Raw genomic sequence first — 16,925 nt, forward strand, 5'->3', positions numbered from 1 at the left:
CACCTCACACCGGTATTGTCGCGACAAGCGGCAGATGGTCGCTGACAAATATGTGGTAATATTCCGCTGCCCGGCGGGCATCGGTCACAGCGCCTGCACCAAACTGGGCCCGGGTGGTGGCCCAGTTGACAAACGTGCCGCCCCAGGCCCCGGATATGATTGGTGACCATTGATAGACAAACCCGCCGCCGTGATTGCGCTTGCGGTGGCGTTTTTCCGGTCCGGTCACGGCAGCAAACCGGGTGTCGGGTGCCGCAACGGCCCCGGCCACATGAGCCATGAAAGCGTCTGTGGCGGTGAGGCAGCCTGCATAGGCAGCCCCGCCGGCACCAGTCAGCACCGTGGGCAGGTTGATCCGCTGGGCCGTGATAACCTGGGGAGCGGTCCGTGGGAAAAAGGCCAGGTCAATCTTGTGGCGGAGATAGTCATTGGGGTCGGCTGAGATGATGGGCGTGTCATGGGCGGCGCCGGTCATCAGCTGGACTGTGGTGCGCCGGGCTGTGTCTGCTGCGGTGTGATCAGGTGCCTGGGTCGTCTGCGCGCCACCGGTAAATTGCTGGGCATGATTGGCATTCATATAAGCGTAGTCACCGGGCCAGTCTGCCTGATCGACCGAATGGTTGAAATCACCGCCGAAAACAAACTTGGTTAGTGGAACAGTTGTGGCAGCAGTGGGAACACCAGCCGCCAGCCCGTTGGTTGCATAAACCTCGCGCGCCAGGCCTGACATGAAAGCTCCCCAGGAGGCCCGTGTCGCATTGCTCGGGGCATGGTAGGCCGCAACGGGGCAGAGTGTGTCGTGACCGTCATTCAGTTTCAGCACCACATAGGCCGGACGGCGGGACTTGTGCCACTGGACCCCCAGCACATCATAGGTCGAGGTGGGCGGATAGTTCAGCTTTGGCCAGTGATCCATCAGACCATAGACCCCGTGAGCATCGGCCTGATATGGAAAATTGTTGGCAGGAAGATAGCCGCCGGTTGCGCCGAACTTCTCAGGTCCGCCGCCAAGGGTGTTGTTGTCTGTGGGTCTGCCAAAGAGAGAAATATTCAGCGGTGAATTCCCGGCTGGAACCGTGCCGCTGGCAATCTGGTTCAGCCCCTGAAGCATGTCAAAGCGGGCGGCCTGGTTGTCGCGCCAGACCACCGCATAGCCTTCCGTCCGGGCTCCGGTCATGAAGATCAGATCATCCTCTGAGGTCACGGTGTCAGTATCACTGTGGGCAACCGCACAGGCGCACCAGCTCACTTTCCAGTCCTTGCTTCCGGCAGGAAGCGGATGGTTGAGCTTGTTTCTGAGATCAGTCAGGGCGGCCTGAGGAGTGGAGGACACCTCCTGAATAAGCAGGACATCAATGTTGTTCTGCTGGATGAAGGCGGTAATGAAGGCATTGCGCATGGCATTGCTGGCTGAGCCCGGCAGGCCATTATATTTGGGGCTGCTTGATCCGTAATTCTGGATATTCCAGATGCAGACGACAACATTGGGCATCAGGTGTCATCCTTCTTTGCATAGGCCGCATACCACCCGAGAGCACCGCGATCGGTGGCGATATTCTGGGTGGCCGCATCCGGATTGCCGAACAGGGCGATGGTGTTCTGGCCGGGTGGGAACTTCCAGCCGAGAAAACGCAGATAGAAATTGCGGAACCGGAGCACATAGGCCGGATCAGGTGGCGTGTTCAAAGCACCGTCGGCACTCAGGTCGATGGCCTGAAAACCAAGATCAATGACCCCCTGAAGGGGCAGAAGGGATCTAGCGGATTCAACACCCGGCAGTTTCAAGCCGATATTGATGTCAGACCCGGTTGGTGTCGGCGACCAGGCCGCAAGAATTTCAGCGCTGAGGGCGGATGAGGATGACAGGGCTCCGAGTGTTCCCAGATCCACGTTCAGCACGAGCCCGTACCAGTCTCCGCTAAAGCCCGGCTGGGCCAGCGGTGTTTCCAGCGCCATATAACCCAGATCGGCCGGTTTGGTGCTGGCCGGGTTGTAAGTAAGCCCGCCAATCTGCAACGGGAACCGCTGGAAGAAGCTTGTGGGTCGTGTCTTGCTGGCTCCTGCATCAAAAGCAATCGCATCAAGATTGAAGACAAAGGTCCGGGTGGAGGGAGTGGCGACCGGGAAGCTCATATCGATCGAGAGCCCGGAAAAGGTCAGATAGCCATCCTCGATCTGGGCTCCGTTGCGGCTGTAGGTGGGGCCAAAGGAAAAGGCGTCAAAGGCCGGAAAATCGGCAAACCGCAACTTCCCCTGCAGCAGGAAACGGGTCTGTGTTGTGGTGCTTGTGGCAGCGTCCGCTGTCTCGGTGACAAACTGCGCCTGATCGAATTCAGTGCTGATCAGCACGGTTGTATTGGTATCCCCACCCTTGCCGACGGTGCTGTCGGTGAACACATCCGCATGGCTGGAGGTGAAGGAATAGTGGCCGGAAGCCCCCTGACGCTGATAGCTGCCATCCAGAATGATGTTGTTGTAATGATCACTGCCCTGCAGGGTGACCAGAGCGCCGAACAGCCGGTTGATGAACAGCTCGATCCGCCCGGCGAAATTGGCGATGGCTGAATTCTCGAACAGCACCTGCAGGAGCAGGACTTTGAAATCAAAATCGCTGCTGATATGGGCGATATCCTTGGGCTGGTCATAATTGATGAGGCCGAAAATCGAGCTTTTCGACTGGCTCAGGGTCCGGTGACTGGTGTCGACCGATATGGGTGTTACCGAGATCCCGACGTGATGGGCGAGGAAGAGGTCCGGCGAGATCCCTGCAGCCAGCCCGGACAGTTCAGGCGGCACAGAACTGAAGGGCACATTGGCATTGAGAAACAGAATGCCGGTCCAGCCGGGATTGTTCAGCACATTGGTGACGAAATCATAGAACGGGCTTTCGGTCTTCTTTGCCGCAACATCATCGGTTGCGGTCTTGAAAGCCTGGTTGAGGATCGTCCGGGTATCGGCGAGTGAGCCGTTGGTCTTGCCCACATCCGGCCAGGCCCAGGACTCCGTGTTCTGGGCAAAGTCATACAGACTGCCCGATGTGAACTTGAAGATCATCACTGTCGGATAAGTATGGTTGTCTGCCCAGAGCGCGGGAGACAGCCTGAACCGCCAGCTTTCAATGTCGAGCTGGAAATAGGCCGCGTATTTCGTCACTGTCGGGATATACTGGGCGTTCGTCCCGGTCAGAATACCCTGCAGCATGGTGGTGAACGCGGCTTTTGAGGTTTGCGGTGCGCGCGCCGACTGGGATGACAGCAGAGAAATCACCGCTGCCGGGATGGCTTCTGCACCGGTCAGCCGGGTGAGGTCACCCAGTACATCCTGGGTAATCCAGTAATTCAGGTCCACATTGTTCTGGAGCAGGGTACCGTCTGCTGCGACAAGAAAGAGCTGATTGCTCTGCAACGCCTGGCGAAAGGTGTCGCTGGGGGTATTGAAGGCAAGCTGTGGCAATTGCGCTCCCGCTTGCTCCGGGCTCAGCAGCAGAGCTGTCATGGTGGTGCTGTTGAAGCGGGCCTTGATGCCTTGTGGTGTCACGGCATCATAGTCTCCGGCAGCAAGAACGGTGCAATCGGTCTGGATATCCGCCAGCGCCATGGCAGAGGCTCTCGGGTGGTTGTTCAGCCCGTCGGTGATGCGGGTGCGCCGTAGCGGGCTGAGAATCTGGGCCTCAAGCGCCTGCATCAGAGAGAGGTCGCTGGCGCGGGCACCGCGATAGGGCAGGAGCGGGTAGAACGCATCTGCATTGGCACCGAGTGTGCTTGTCACCAGTTCCAGAAACGTCAGATAGGGCAAGAGCGCCGAATTGTTCTGGTTGTCCGGCCGGATGGCAAAGAAGGAGCTGTCATCGGGCTGGGCATAATAGGCCGCCTGTCCGGATGCGGGAGATGCGATCAGCGCATATGGTGCGGTTGCCCTGTTGGTGAGTTGCGGTGTCTGTAAGGCATTCTGTACGCCACCGCCGAGCTGGTTCTGACCGGCGGCTGTATCCGGCGCGGGCGGGAAATCCGGCGCGAAGGCCAACTGGTCCGGTGTAAACGTGACCGGTACGGACTGGCCGGACGAAAAGCCGAAATACTCAATCCCCGAAACCCCGCCGGTCAGCCGCGCGGCGGGCATGCCGCTTGCGCCTGGCGGCGTTCCGATGGTCATCAGATAGGGGCCTATAGGACCAAGATAGAGCGGGTCATCCCCATCAAGCCCGGCAGTGGTATCCGGTCGTTTGTGAAAGGCAAATCCGGCATCAAGCCCGGTCGTCGCGTCGTGGCCATTAGGGGTCAGGCTGACGCCGTAACCAAGCTGGGTGGTGTAGTGGCAGACCTGGGCGGAGACGTTGCCCCGGTAGACGAGAGATGTCCGCTTCGCATCAAGAAGCCCTGCCGGATCACACCGGAAGGTGACGCCTATTGTGGAGGCCGGTGGTGTGGCGAAGATCGGGTAGTGGAGCGACAGAAGCCGCGATTTCTGAGGATCGGACTGGTCGGGAACACCAAACCGCAGGCTGATATCCAGGAGGGCATAATCATTGGTGCTGCCATCAAGAACCAGGGATCCGTTCAGCAGGAATGTGCCGGCAGTGGCCCCGTTGACTGAGAGAACCGTGGCTCCGTTACTCTGGGGGCTGAGTGGCCACGCGGCTTTTTCTGTTACAAGCTGGAAAGCCGGATTGACCGAGCCTGATATGCTGAACCCGTCTGAAGTGGGGGTGATGGTCTGGCCGCCTGATACGCTGAAGCGGTAAGCTCCGAGGGGGAAGACGGTCGGCCGGTTGAGTGTACCGCTGGCCTGACCGCTCTGTTGGGTGACGTAGAGCGCCCTCGGTTCCCAGGTGTCCCGTGCGGTGGAAGGTCCGGACGCGGATTTCAGCCAGAAGAACCGGGCATCCGCTCCAAGGCTGGCCACAAGTGAGAGAATTGTCTCGACCAGTTTCGGCTCGTCTGCGCTGGTTGGTTTCTGCGCAATCGAGACATAGTAACCGGGATAGGTCTGCCAGGATTGCGGCAGGGTCAGGCTGGCCGGTGCGCCGGTCGTTGTTGGATAGAGAACCAGCCCGAAAGCGCCCGAAGAGGACCAGACACCACCGTCGAGCCAGTAAAGGCTCGGGCTTCCGGTCGACTGTGAAAACTGGGGTGCTGGCACGGTGCTGGTCTTTCCGCTAGGGGGCTACGGTCTGGCTGCCTTTCAGTGAAATCTGGTCGCCGCCGACCACCGGCATATCCAGCGGCCAGTAGAGCGGCGTGAGATTGCCGAGGTCGCTGTTCGTCAGATTGATCGGATCAAGGGACAGGCTGGGTGCAATATCGGGATAGGCGAAGAGGTTGGCGCTGGCCCGAGTCATGGCAATCTGGTCGCCGCCATTGCCGCCGAAATAGGGCGCCAGTCCCTGAGCGCTCAGCAGTTGCCGGACTGTGGTGCCGAGCGGCACCCAGCGCTGTTCCGACTGTATGGCAATGTTGATGAGCGGTGTAATGGCTGAGCGGCCCCTGAAATAGGTGAGGAAATAGTCGTTGCTGTTGGGGAAGGTGCCGGAGGTCGCATAGGCCTGGGTGATTGTGTCGAGCTTCTTCCAGGTGGCTGCGCCCGCAAGAGCCACATTGCTCTCTGCCGAGTTGGAGCCGGTGCTGCCTGATGAGAGGAAATCCGCTGGATAGAACAGCCGGTAATAGGCCTGCCGGTTCTGCCCGTCGAAGAAGTCAATGGCACCGGCGGCAACGGGTGTCTTGTCGGTGCCGGTGCCGCTGCCGGGATACATCAGCGACAGGAAGGTATCGACCGAGAGGCTCCGGTTTGGTCCGGCTGCCAGTGTGCTGGCACCGGATTGCGGGATGGCCGAGGCAAGATCCATGATCTCCGTACCCGTTGCCACATATCCGTTCTTCTCGTTTGTGCCGCCAACGGGCGACTGATAGACCGCATTGGACACCTGCAGGCGGGTGCCCGGGGTCAGGTCGGCAACGCGCAGACTGTTGTCGTGCCAGAGGCCATAGCGATAGTAGAGCACTTCCTCGAAAGTCTGTGGCATGGCCTCGGCAATCATCTGCCGGAGAAGGGCAATAGCCCAGGGGAAGACGCCTGTATCCTCCACATCGTTCAGGAAACCGATATAGCTGGTCCGGAGCGAGGTTCTGACACCGTTTGAGCCGAGCGTTGTCCAGGCATCGGTGCCGATGGTGAGCTTGTAGGGCAGAGCCGAGCCGGATGGGGACGGGGAAAGTTTGAACGCATTGGCGGATGTGGATGACACTGTTGGGTTTGCAGACCCTGTAAACGGCTTTGGCAGATAGAGCTCGATGACATTGCCGGAGACGTCATTGAGGGTCTGGTACGTGCCTGAGCGGAACAGATAGGGCGGGTCACCGGCTGCCTTGACGCCGGTGCCATAGCCATATCCTGCCAGCACAGGCTTCTGTGCCGTGCCGGGCTGACCCGTTACCGTGGCCGCTGATCCGTTCTGCCCCGATGCGGCCCTGATGCTGACGGCAACGTTTGCCCCGAACGGATAGGAAATGCTCGACGTGGTGATCGCGGTTGATGCGCTGTTTGCGCCGGATACATAGGTGTCGGGTATGGCGGGTGAACCGCCGGCGACCGAGACCACATAGCCGCCGGTGCCGGGCCCGGGTTTCGGTTGCCACGCCACATGCAGCTTGCTGCCATCATAGGCGGCACTGGTCAGGGTCGGGATGGATGATGGCACCGCCATATCCGCAGAACCCGGGGTCAGGCTGTGTGGGCCGATGCCGGTTATCCGTGCCGTCACAGCAGCACCGTCGGGTATGCCCACATCAATGGTAAAGGGCTGGGCAAACGGGTTGGCCGTGGCCACAAAGCTCTTCCGGGCCAGAAGGCCGCCATCCGCAAAAACATCTAGCCAGTAGATGTTGCCCTGAGAGACCGCGCCCACATCGGCATGAAGGGACAGGGTTTTGCCGTCATAGCTGCCGCTCGACACGCTGGCCTGTGCCAGAATGCTCACGGACCGTGCCGGGCCCGTACAATGGGCATTTTTGGGTGTGATAGTGAGCGTCCCGGCTTCGAGAAACTCAGCCGGAGTGGGCCCGCTATAGCGTGTTCCGTCGACGGTGACACTGGCCGTGTGGCTGGCAGACGTGGTGGCTTTCAGCTCATAGGTCTCTATCGCGGCCGTATCATCCGCCGTCCAGGCGAGATCCATGCCGCTGGTGCCGAGTTCCGCGCTCAACAGGGCTGGAGTCTGAAGGATCAGCTCGGCAGCGCCTGAAAGCGGCCCGGCTGCTATCTTGTCGGCGCTGATCAGCCGTGCCTGCAGGCCGTATTTCTGGGTCTTGTCACTGGGTGTGGTGAAGCTGACGCCGGTTGCGGTGGCCCCTGACGGAGTATCCACCACCGTGCCATCAATGGTCAGCAGGGCTTCCACCGTGCCGCTGCCGGCTGTGGTCCAGGTGGCCGTGACCGTGCTTGCGGTGACGGTTGCCAGCCCCATGGTGATGACATCGGTAATCAGGTCAACGGCTGTGCTGGCCGCACTGTTGCGCAGGGCAGATGTGCCGGTAACGGTGACCGCCGCCCCTGCGGCATCTGCCTTGGCCAGCGGTATGGAGAGAACCGTTTCCGACCCGGTCGTAACGGTCAGCTTGTTGGTGCTGCCATGGGCAACTTTCACCAGATAACCGTCAAGATAGGGAAGGCTCGCCGCCGACCAGGCAAGATGCAGCTGTTCGCCATCATAGACGACGGACTTGAGCACCGGTGCCGCAAGGGTGGGCAATGTTACGGAATGGCTGGCGGATATTGTTCCCTGAATGATGCCGATTGTCGGGCGGGCAGTTACCGACCAGGTCTTGGACAGATCCAGATTGCACGGAATGCGGACGGGCATGCTTGGCCCTGCGGTGAAATGTTGCGGCGTCGTGCCATCCGTCACGGTGATGGCGTAGCCGTCCGCTGCGGTCTCAGAGGCAAAGGCAAGGTCGAGGGTCAGGATTTCGCCGTCATAGTCCGCCGCGCTGACCGTTGGCGTGGCAAGCGGTATGGAAACCGGAGAGGATGCCGGACCGGTGCTGGTCTTTGAGTTGGTGCTGGTCACCATTCTGGCTTCAATGGCATAGACGCTGTCTGCTGCCGGGCTGATATTGGACCAGGTCACTGTGGCGGGAGCCGCACTCAGGGTTTGCGGTGTGCCTGCAACGCCATTTGTGTAGAGCGTCGCCACCAGCTGATTGCTTGTGGAGAGGGCGGATGGTGTGGCGAATGTTGCGGCAATCGAGCTTTTCTGGCTGGCAGATGTGACAGACACGGAAACCGGTTCGGGAGCCAGAGCGCCAAGGGCAATGGATGTGCCATTGGCCCCGACGAAGCTGTCATAGATGGTCCGGGCCGCAAGTGACGGGCTGGCGACGGTGCTGATGTCGCCTGTTACCAGAGCCCCGCCAGTCGCACCGCCCATGGCGGACATCACAACAGACGTGCCGGACAGCAGCATCAGCTCATAGCGTGGCAGGGTGACAATGGTTCCTGCCGGAACGGTGGGGGCGGTCCAGGTCGCTTCGGCGCGGTTGCCGTCAAAACTGATGGCGGACAGGGTTGGAGCATGGGCCGGGATGATCTGCGGCGGGCTGGGCGGGCCGATGGAATAGGGGCTGGCAAAGCCGCCTGTACTGGTGCCTGTGATTGGCTGGATGGGGGAGATCCGGACCGCGAAACTGTCTGTGGCAAGGGAAGCGCTGACGCTGGCATTGGCATCTGACCCCAGATAATAGTCTCCGGTCAGGGCGTTTTTGGTGAGGTTGATAAGCTGCAGATAAATCCCGCCGATCTGTGAACCACTCGGAATATCCCAGGAGAAGTCAAAACCTGATGAGGTGACCGTCAGTTCCCGGACGCGTGCCTGCTGGGTGATGACAGGCGCTGACGCGATATTGGCCGGGTTGGACCAGTCGAGATCCTGCGGTTTTTTGCCGGAGGCCGCGAACTGGACCTGCATGGTATAGGACAGGGTTGATGCCAGCGGACGCGGATTGAGCACGCGGACCGCGTTGGCTGTCGCACCGGTTCCATAGGCTATGGGTGTCTCGTTTTCCAGAAGCTGGGCATAAGCCACGTCACCGGCTGGAACGCCGGTGCCGGTCAGTGAGGCGATAACGCCCGTTTCCGTAAAGCCCATCGGTCGTGGCGCGAACGGGTCCACATAGACCACAGAGACGAATGTGTTGGCAGCGTTCAGCAGGGTTACGAGAACCGTCTGCCTTGGTGTCAGCGCAGCAACAAGCTCCTGTTCTTTATCCATGGATCACCCGTTTCAAAGAAGGGGAGGGAGCCCTGATCAGACAAACAGAAAAGAGATGGTCATGAAGACATCCGAAGCTCAGCCTGCTTCCCTCCAGAGACCCGGAAAATTCCGGGTCTGAACAGGGTGAACTCCGGGACCCGGCACCTAGTATGATGTGCCGTATTTGGCGTTGTCTTCATGGATCATCCGGAGTGTGCTGGCATAATCCTGATGCCATTCCTCGGACAGGCGCGGCAGCATGTAATCAAGAGAATGGGTGTTGGCGTGCCGTGCTGTTTCCATGCTCTCGAAATCGCCGACCGCAATGCCGTTGACGAAGAAGGTGCCAACGGTTCCACCCAGACCGGCTCTCCGGTCATGCTCATCAACCAGCTTCAGATTGCAGAAGACCCCGTCATAGTCCGAGGGCTGACAGAAGACGACACTGTCCACGCCTTCTTCGGTGATCACCGGCATGCCCTGCTTGAGGTCGCAGGCGTGAACCAGTCCGTTGGGTGTCATGACCGGGTGACCGCCGGTCAGAATGACGTTGAAGCCGCTTCTGGTATGCAGCTCCAGCACCGCATCCAGCGGGTTGTCGCTTCCGGCAACCTTGTGCAGGCCACGTGTTGTCGCCTCCACACCAAGCCCGCCGCCATGGGCGGTTCTGACACGCTTTGTGTTATCCACCTGTTCAAGCGGGCTGTGTGACCCGTCTTCCAGCGTCACCGCCGCATCGGCTGCGACGCAATGCCACCAGAATTTCAGATTGGCGATCTGCACACAGTTCACCGATGGCTGTTCCGGCCAGTCATAGCTGCAGACATTGAAGGTGAATGTAGGCGCAGCGATATTGTTCACCGGAATGACGAACTGGAAGAAGAAGGCCGACACCGTGTCCCGGGCTGCTGCCAGTGGCTGATACTGAAGCGACGTGCTGTCATCATTGGCGTTAAACGGATAGCTCCAGCTCACCACATTGGTTGAGGTGTTGCCGGTCACCTGACTGGTGATGGACTGGCTGGACTCATGCTGTGAATAGGATTTGCCGGTTACCGAATACAGCCTGGTTGTCAGGCCGAGCCCCTGGGTGAAATTGCCGGTGTTCGGGTCCACATGGTTCAGCGGCTGCTGGGTGTTGACATTGCCGACAAAGGGCACAAGCAGGATAGGAGTATTGTTGGTATCCTGCGGATAGAAGTAGTCCAGGTCCACGCCGGTCTGCTGCCGCCCCAGGCCGATTTCAATATAGCCGTTGCCGGTATGGATGATCTTGGGTGCATCAATCGTGGCCGGGACGGTCTGGACATTGAGAGCGGCAGGCTGGACATTGCTCACCAGAGCGAATTGTGGTGCTGCACCGGATTCTGGAACCGTATGGCTGAAGCCGATTGTCCGCACATTGGCCGGAGCCGGTTTTGCCGAAGCGGTGCGGGTTGCTGCAGGGGTCAGGCCACCGCCAACCCGGTTGCCATAGCCCTGGGCCAGGATTTCGCCCGTATCCGGATCCATCGCCAGTGCAAGGCTGCCGGACATCAGGGAGCCGTCAGCATGATGGTGCCAGACGCGGGCTGTGGCCCTGCCACAAGTGTCTGCGCCGGAATCGACAATGTGCAACTGCTGGGCGGTGTCGCTGTTTGGCTTGGATGACGCGCCATCTTCCACATGCTGGAAAAGTCGCGGATGGGTCTTCTCAGTTTTTCCACTGAGGTTCAGCAAACGTTTGATAACGGCCTTGTGTATGGGTATGGCCGGATTGAGTATTATCGGTGAATTGTCATCAAGCTCATTGGACAGACTGAGTAATTCATGCGTGTCTTCATTTTTGCAATCAGACATAATTGCCCCCTCCCGTAAAGAAAATTTCTTAATTCGAGGCGGAGCTTATTATTTTTTCTTATATTAGAGGTAGCGTAAGGGATTTTTATGACATTTAAAAGTAGTATAAATTACATTTGTCCCCTGGTTCTGGCGCGCCTGTGCATCCATCACATGATCTGTTTATTGCAACCTTATGGAGAATCAGAAAGAATCGCCTTAGGGTCAAGACTCATTGCTGGCGCCTATTCTGTTTATCAGGAAAGGGCAGATTGGGCGCAAACAAGAGCGCAGGACAGGTGGACCCTATTCAAGCTGTTGTTTGTGGCCAGGCTGCGCTTCCCTGATGAACCCGACGGGCGGGGTCATTTTACCGCCCGGCTTTGTTGGAGATCCTTGAAAACCGGAAGGTTTCCTGCGAACCTCCGCCGCGCCGGACGAAAAAATGACTATCGCAGAATGGGCGTGAGCAATGAGTCTTGACCCTAGGCAGACAGGCTCTGATCTGCCCGACGGTCTAGAAAATCAGCCACCGGACCGGAGAACAGATCCGGCTGCTCAATCAGCCCCAGATGCTGGAGGTCGGGCACGATGATGATCTCTGACCTGGCGATCTCGCCGGCAATAGCGTGGCTCATGGCGGGCGTGCTGCCGGTATCATGGGCTGATGTCATCACAAGTGCCGGTACAGAGAGCGGTGGCTGCGGGCGGATAAGCTCAAGAACACCTCTCGCCAGAACCTGCCGGTGCAGGGCGTAATTCTCCGGGTGATTGGCCAGCACCACAGCGCGTATCCGGTCGACTTCATCGCCATGGTCACGCCGGAACCTGTCTGTGAACCAGCGTGCCAGGGTCACATCAATATTGGCACCGGGGCCGCCTGCATCGCTGGCTGCAGCCCGCTCTTCCACCAGACGCTGCGCTTCAGGGTCCCGTTCGTGTGGCGAGTTCAGGATGGCAAGGGCCGACACCCGATCAGGATGGTCAATGGCTACCCGCCGGTTGATCATGCCACCGAGGGAGAAGCCCACAAGGGCCGCCTTGCCGATGCCCAGCTCATCCATCAGGGCAATCAGCTGGTCAGACAGGACGGTGAGGCTGGGAGTGTGCCGGGGTAGGGCGCTCTCCCCATGCCCGCAGAGATCATAGGTCAAGACCCGGAAGCGGTGTGCCAGGGCTGGTGCGATGGCCCCCCAGGTGCTTGAACGGCTCAGGCCCAGGCCATGGATCAGCACCACAACAGGCGCATCATCCGGGCCCTGGATGTCATAGGCTGTACCCTCGGCTGAAACCGGCATGCTTCCTCTCTTTGCTTTGTTGGCGCACGTTGTTTGCCGCCCAACCGGACCTCACCCTAAGATGACAAAGCAGGATGCATTTGGAAATTGAATAATCTTGCGGAGCTTATGCAGGAAAATCGATTGATGAATCTCTCGGCTCTAACAAACCTCGCGCTAAAGCGGGAACCCTAAAGCTTCAGTGTATCGGCCCGGCCAAGGATGTTCTTCACATCGAAAATCACCGCACCGTCCCTCGTAAAGCGGTCGATCTCCTCCCGATACTCATCGATGAACACCTGATGGCCAACGGCGACAATGATTCCGTCATAGGTGTCATCCTCGAAAGGGGCGGAGGTCAGCTCGAGATCATATTCGGCCCGGACCTCGTCTGCCTTGAGCCAGGGGTCGAACACATCCACCTGAACCCCGTATTCCTTCAGCTCCGTTATCACGTCCACCACGCGGGTGTTTCTGAGGTCGGGGCAGTTCTCCTTGAAGGTCAGCCCCATCACCAGAATGCGCGAGCCGTTGACCTGGATTTTTCGGCACAGCATGGCCTTGATCATCTGGCTGGCCACATAGGGGCCCATGCTGTCATTGATCCGCCGCCCGGCCAGAATGATTTCCGGATGGTAGCCCACAGCCTGGGCCTTGTGGGTGAGGTAATAGGGATCAACGCCGATGCAGTGCCCGCCTACAAGACCGGGCCGGAACGGCAGGAAATTCCACTTGGTCCCGGCGGCCTCGAGAACGGCAGCCGTATCAATGCCGAGCCGGTTGAAGATGATGGCCAGTTCATTGACCAGCGCGATATTGAGATCCCGCTGGGTGTTCTCGATCACCTTGGCGGCCTCGGCAATGCGGATGGATGCAGCCCTGAAGGTGCCTGCGGTGATGATGCTGCCATAGACCTCATCAACCAGTTCGGCAATCTCCGGGGTGGAGCCCGAGGTGATTTTCAGGATTGACGGCAGGCGATGGGTCTTGTCGCCGGGATTAATCCGCTCGGGGCTGTAGCCGACAAAGAAATCCTCGTTGAAAACAAGGCCGGATTCCCGGGCGAGAACCGGCACGCAGTCCTCTTCGGTGGCGCCTGGGTAGACCGTGCTTTCATAGACGACAATATCGCCCGGCTTGAGCAGGGCACCCACCGTGCGGGAGGCCGAGAGAAGTGGTGCGAGATCCGGACGCTTGTGCTGATCAATAGGCGTCGGAATGGTCATGATGTAGAAGCTGCAATCCGCCAGATCGGCCGGATTGTCTGTAAAGGTCAGCCCAGCGGCCGCCGCAAACTCTCCATCCTCCACCTCAAGGGTTGAATCATGACCCTGCTTCAGCTCTTCGATGCGGGTTTTATTGATGTCAAACCCGATGACCGGACGTGTTTTGCCAAACTCCACCGCCAGCGGCAGGCCCACATAGCCAAGGCCGATAATGGCAATCTTCAGGTCGTCAGATGTCTTGTGCGCCGGGCTGGAAGTCATGTCACACCTGTCTATTTGCCGTAATAATCCCGGAACCAGCTTACGAAGCGGGCAATGCCCTCCCGGTAACCGGTCTCCGGGCGATAGCCGGTCAGGCTCTGCAGCAGGTCGGCATTGGCCCATGTGGCGGCCACATCGCCGGGCTGCATGGGCATGTAGTTGCGGATGGCCCTGATGCCGAGTTCATCCTCCAGCGCCTCGATGAAATCCAGCAGTCTGACCTTGTCGGAATTGCCGATATTCAGCACCCGGAACGGAGCCACCGGTGACAGGCTGTCACCCTCTGCTACCTGCCCGTCTTCCGGGCGTTCGGGAATGGCATCCATCAGCAGCCGGATGCCGCGGACCAGATCATCCACATAGGTGAAATCGCGATACATGTCGCCATTGTTGTAAATATCGATGGGGCGGCCATCGAGAATGGCATCGGCGAACTTGAACAGCGCCATGTCCGGGCGACCCCATGGGCCATAAACCGTGAAGAAGCGGAACATGCTGATCGGTATGTTCCAGAGATGGGCATAGGAATGGCCCATATTCTCATTGGCCTTCTTGGTGGCGGCATAGAGACTGAGGGGCGTTTCGGTCTTTTCCGTCTCGCTGAACGGCATGTCCTCATTGGCCCCGTAAACCGATGAGCTTGAGGCCATCAGAAGATGGTCGACCTGAAGGCGGCGGGCGGCTTCCATAATGTTGAAGGTGCCAACCAGATTGGTATCGATATAGGCGCGCGGGTTCTCAAGGCTGTAGCGCACACCAGCCTGGGCCGCCAGATGGATAATGATATCGGGCTCGAACCCATCCAGTGCCGCATCAAGCCGGGCCTGGTCTTCCAGCAGACCCTCCGTGGCCGCAAAGCGTTCATTCTGCTGCAGCATGGCGTGCCGCCGCTGTTTCAGGCGCACGTCATAATAATCGGTCATGCCGTCATAGCCATGCACGCTGTAGCCTTCGGACAGAAGCAGACGAGCCAGGTGGAAGCCGATAAACCCGGCTGTGCCTGTAATAAAAACACGTTTCAAGACAAGGTTCCTGTGCCGAAGGACAGTGGAGCACGACCGTGATCCGGATCTGAGACTATCTATGTTCGCAAGCCCCGACAGTCAATACAAGCCATTGGGCAAGCTATAGGGTCTGCAAAGAGTCTTGACCCTAACAAAGACCGGAGACGCTTCGGCCCGTGTTGGTATAAGCTCCCGTCATGATCAAGCGTGCTGATTCCAGAAGGGCCGATTCGAAGGGGCCGGGCTTGTGGGCTGATGACGGGTTGCCCGCTGTCTCCGCTTTTCCCGCCTTTCCTTCTTGGGCCCGGCTTGCAGCGGCACCCTCGTCCGAGCCTCAGCGGCTTCTTGACCATGTGCGCGCCCGAAAGACTGAAGTGATGCTGGCTGCAGGCGCGGGCCTCGGGGCGCTGTCGGGTCTGGCCGGTCAGGTTGACACGGCCTTTCCCGGCGACCTCTGGCGCAAGCGGCAGGCTCTGGCGACAGCGGTTCAGGTGCTGAAGAGATCCCGCAGCCGGGCGGATGAAGCCACCCTTCGCGATGCCCTGTTGTTGACCCGGCCCGGAGATGATCCTGGCCCCGCAGGGCAGGTCTATACGCTCTGCCGGTCCTTTGCGGAACGCCGGATGCTGCGCCCCAGCGCCCAGGAAGAGCTGCTGGACAGGCTCCCCATGCCCGAGAAAGAGCGGCAGGCCATTGGTGCGGCTTTGATGGCCGCTCTGGATGATGGGGCGGATGAGGGTGCCTTGGCAGCTGCGGCCCGTGTCTGTGCCACAATCTTTGCGGCAAGCCCGCACCGGCCTGCCCTAGCTCTGGGCCTGGCTGATGCAACATTGGCCCGGCATCTGCGCTGGCATGCGCCGGTGCCGCTGCTTGGCTGCGCGCTGCCATCGTCGGCGCTGTCCGGTTTCCTGTCCGAACCGCCGGATCACTGGTTGTTGCTGTGTGCCTGGGCTTATGCCCGTGCGGCCGCAGAAGCCTGTGATCTTGGTGCAGATCTTCATCGGCGGGCCAGCCGTGCCCGGGCTGCGGCCTCCAAAATCCGCACAAGGGGCGCAGAGCGGGCGTTTGGGCTGATCCTGTCTGAGGATGCGGTGCAACCGGCGTCTGATTTCTGTCGCCAGACCGGGCTGACGGACCGTGCGGCGCGGCGCTTCTGCATACGGCTTGAAGAACTCGGTGCCCTGCGCGAGTTGACCGGCCGGGCGACCTTCCGGCTTTACGGGTTGTAGTGATGGCAGGGCGTCAGACAAAGCAGCATCTGCTCGACCGGGAGCTTGACCACCTGCCCGATGACCTTCGCTGGCGGGAATGGATGGGCCGGGTGGAGGCCGTGCTGTTTGCCGCGCCTGAACCGGTGAAGCGGGACGCGCTCAGCCGCCTTGTGGGGCGGGCCTGCAATCTTGATCTGCTGATCGGTGATATTCGTGAAGCCCTGAAGGACAGGCCCTATGATCTGGTGGAGAGTGCCGGGGGCTGGCAGTTCCAGACCCGCAGGCGCTACGGGGATGTGATCCGGGCTGCGTCCGGTGTGCCCGACCCGATCTCCTCCCTGTCAGAGCGGGATATGGCCGTTCTCACCGCGATTGCCTATCAGCAGCCGGTGACCCGTGCCGAGCTTGGAGAGATTTTCGGCGTTGAGATTGGCCGGGAAACCCTGAACCGCCTCAGCCGCCACCGGTTGATCGCACCGGGACCGCGCAGCCCGAGCGCCGGTGCCCCCTATACCTATGTCACCACAGATGCCTTCCTCACCCGTTTCACGCTGGCAACGATTGATGATCTGCCGGATCTGGACCTTGAAATGGCTCAGGAGCCGGATGAGGTTTAGAGCGTGCTTCTGAAAAGTTGACAGACTTTTCAGGTAAAAGCTCGCATCAGAATAAAGCCCGGCAGGTTCTGAGGGTGTGGAGGTTCCCTACCTTCGCCCCATCCCCAGACTGTCACCCCGGCCAAGCGCAGCGCAGAGCCGGGGTCCAGAGGCGACAGGCTCTGAGTATGTGACGTCTTCTTCGCTGGATACCGCCCAAGTGCATTCCTGAAAAATGATAGACTTTTCAGATAAAAGCACTGCTGCCAATTCAGGTTAAAGGGT

Annotated in this window: 9 protein-coding genes; 2 read left to right on the top strand and 7 right to left on the bottom strand. The window is 59.5% G+C overall.

Annotation, left to right across the window (positions count from 1 at the left end):
• Positions 1–4 precede the first annotated feature (4 nt).
• The 7 genes from RA157_RS16955 to RA157_RS16985 form a co-directional block, all read right to left on the bottom strand.
• Positions 5–1,492 carry an endonuclease/exonuclease/phosphatase family protein gene (locus RA157_RS16955; protein ID WP_350334296.1) on the bottom strand — a complete coding sequence of 496 codons (1,488 nt, stop codon included), beginning with the start codon at positions 1,490–1,492 and terminating at the stop codon, positions 5–7.
• Positions 1,492–5,139, bottom strand: a complete 3,648-nt coding sequence (locus RA157_RS16960) for a hypothetical protein (RefSeq protein ID WP_350334297.1) — start codon at positions 5,137–5,139, stop codon at positions 1,492–1,494. The genes RA157_RS16955 and RA157_RS16960 overlap by 1 nt, the downstream gene beginning before the upstream one ends.
• 16 nt (positions 5,140–5,155) lie before the next feature.
• Complete coding sequence (locus RA157_RS16965; RefSeq protein ID WP_350334298.1) at positions 5,156–9,265, bottom strand: hypothetical protein; 4,110 nt, start codon at positions 9,263–9,265, stop codon at positions 5,156–5,158.
• A 147-nt stretch (positions 9,266–9,412) separates the two neighbouring features.
• The gene (locus RA157_RS16970; protein ID WP_350334299.1) at positions 9,413–11,086 is read right to left on the bottom strand and encodes a Hint domain-containing protein; all 1,674 of its coding nucleotides are present in this window, start codon (positions 11,084–11,086) and stop codon (positions 9,413–9,415) included.
• Between the two features lie 464 nt (positions 11,087–11,550).
• A complete protein-coding gene (locus RA157_RS16975; protein WP_350334300.1) occupies positions 11,551–12,363 on the bottom strand; it encodes an alpha/beta fold hydrolase in 813 nt (270 codons plus the stop codon).
• 170 nt (positions 12,364–12,533) lie between these two features.
• Positions 12,534–13,829 carry a Vi polysaccharide biosynthesis UDP-N-acetylglucosamine C-6 dehydrogenase TviB gene (gene tviB, locus RA157_RS16980; protein WP_350334301.1) on the bottom strand — a complete coding sequence of 432 codons (1,296 nt, stop codon included), beginning with the start codon at positions 13,827–13,829 and terminating at the stop codon, positions 12,534–12,536.
• A gap of 11 nt (positions 13,830–13,840) precedes the next feature.
• Positions 13,841–14,851 carry a GDP-mannose 4,6-dehydratase gene (locus RA157_RS16985; protein WP_350334302.1) on the bottom strand — a complete coding sequence of 337 codons (1,011 nt, stop codon included), beginning with the start codon at positions 14,849–14,851 and terminating at the stop codon, positions 13,841–13,843.
• A 179-nt stretch (positions 14,852–15,030) separates the two neighbouring features.
• On the opposite strand from RA157_RS16985, the gene RA157_RS16990 reads away from it, so the two are divergent.
• Entirely contained in the window at positions 15,031–16,062 is a 1,032-nt protein-coding gene (locus RA157_RS16990; protein WP_350334303.1) for a DUF1403 family protein, read from the top strand.
• Between the two features lie 2 nt (positions 16,063–16,064).
• A complete protein-coding gene (scpB, locus tag RA157_RS16995; RefSeq protein ID WP_350334304.1) occupies positions 16,065–16,661 on the top strand; it encodes an SMC-Scp complex subunit ScpB in 597 nt (198 codons plus the stop codon).
• Positions 16,662–16,925: the final 264 nt, after the last annotated feature.

The organism is Coralliovum pocilloporae, from assembly GCF_030845175.1.
GTDB classification, from domain to species: domain Bacteria; phylum Pseudomonadota; class Alphaproteobacteria; order Rhizobiales; family Cohaesibacteraceae; genus Coralliovum; species Coralliovum pocilloporae.

Coding starts and splice junctions, on each gene's coding strand:
- RA157_RS16965 (WP_350334298.1), bottom strand. CDS start 9,265: ATGGATAAAGAACAGGAGCTTGTTGCTGCGCTGACACCAAGGCAGACG.
- RA157_RS16970 (WP_350334299.1), bottom strand. CDS start 11,086: ATGTCTGATTGCAAAAATGAAGACACGCATGAATTACTCAGTCTGTCC.
- RA157_RS16990 (WP_350334303.1), top strand. CDS start 15,031: ATGATCAAGCGTGCTGATTCCAGAAGGGCCGATTCGAAGGGGCCGGGC.
- tviB (WP_350334301.1), bottom strand. CDS start 13,829: ATGACTTCCAGCCCGGCGCACAAGACATCTGACGACCTGAAGATTGCC.
- RA157_RS16975 (WP_350334300.1), bottom strand. CDS start 12,363: ATGCCGGTTTCAGCCGAGGGTACAGCCTATGACATCCAGGGCCCGGAT.
- RA157_RS16955 (WP_350334296.1), bottom strand. CDS start 1,492: ATGCCCAATGTTGTCGTCTGCATCTGGAATATCCAGAATTACGGATCA.
- scpB (WP_350334304.1), top strand. CDS start 16,065: ATGGCAGGGCGTCAGACAAAGCAGCATCTGCTCGACCGGGAGCTTGAC.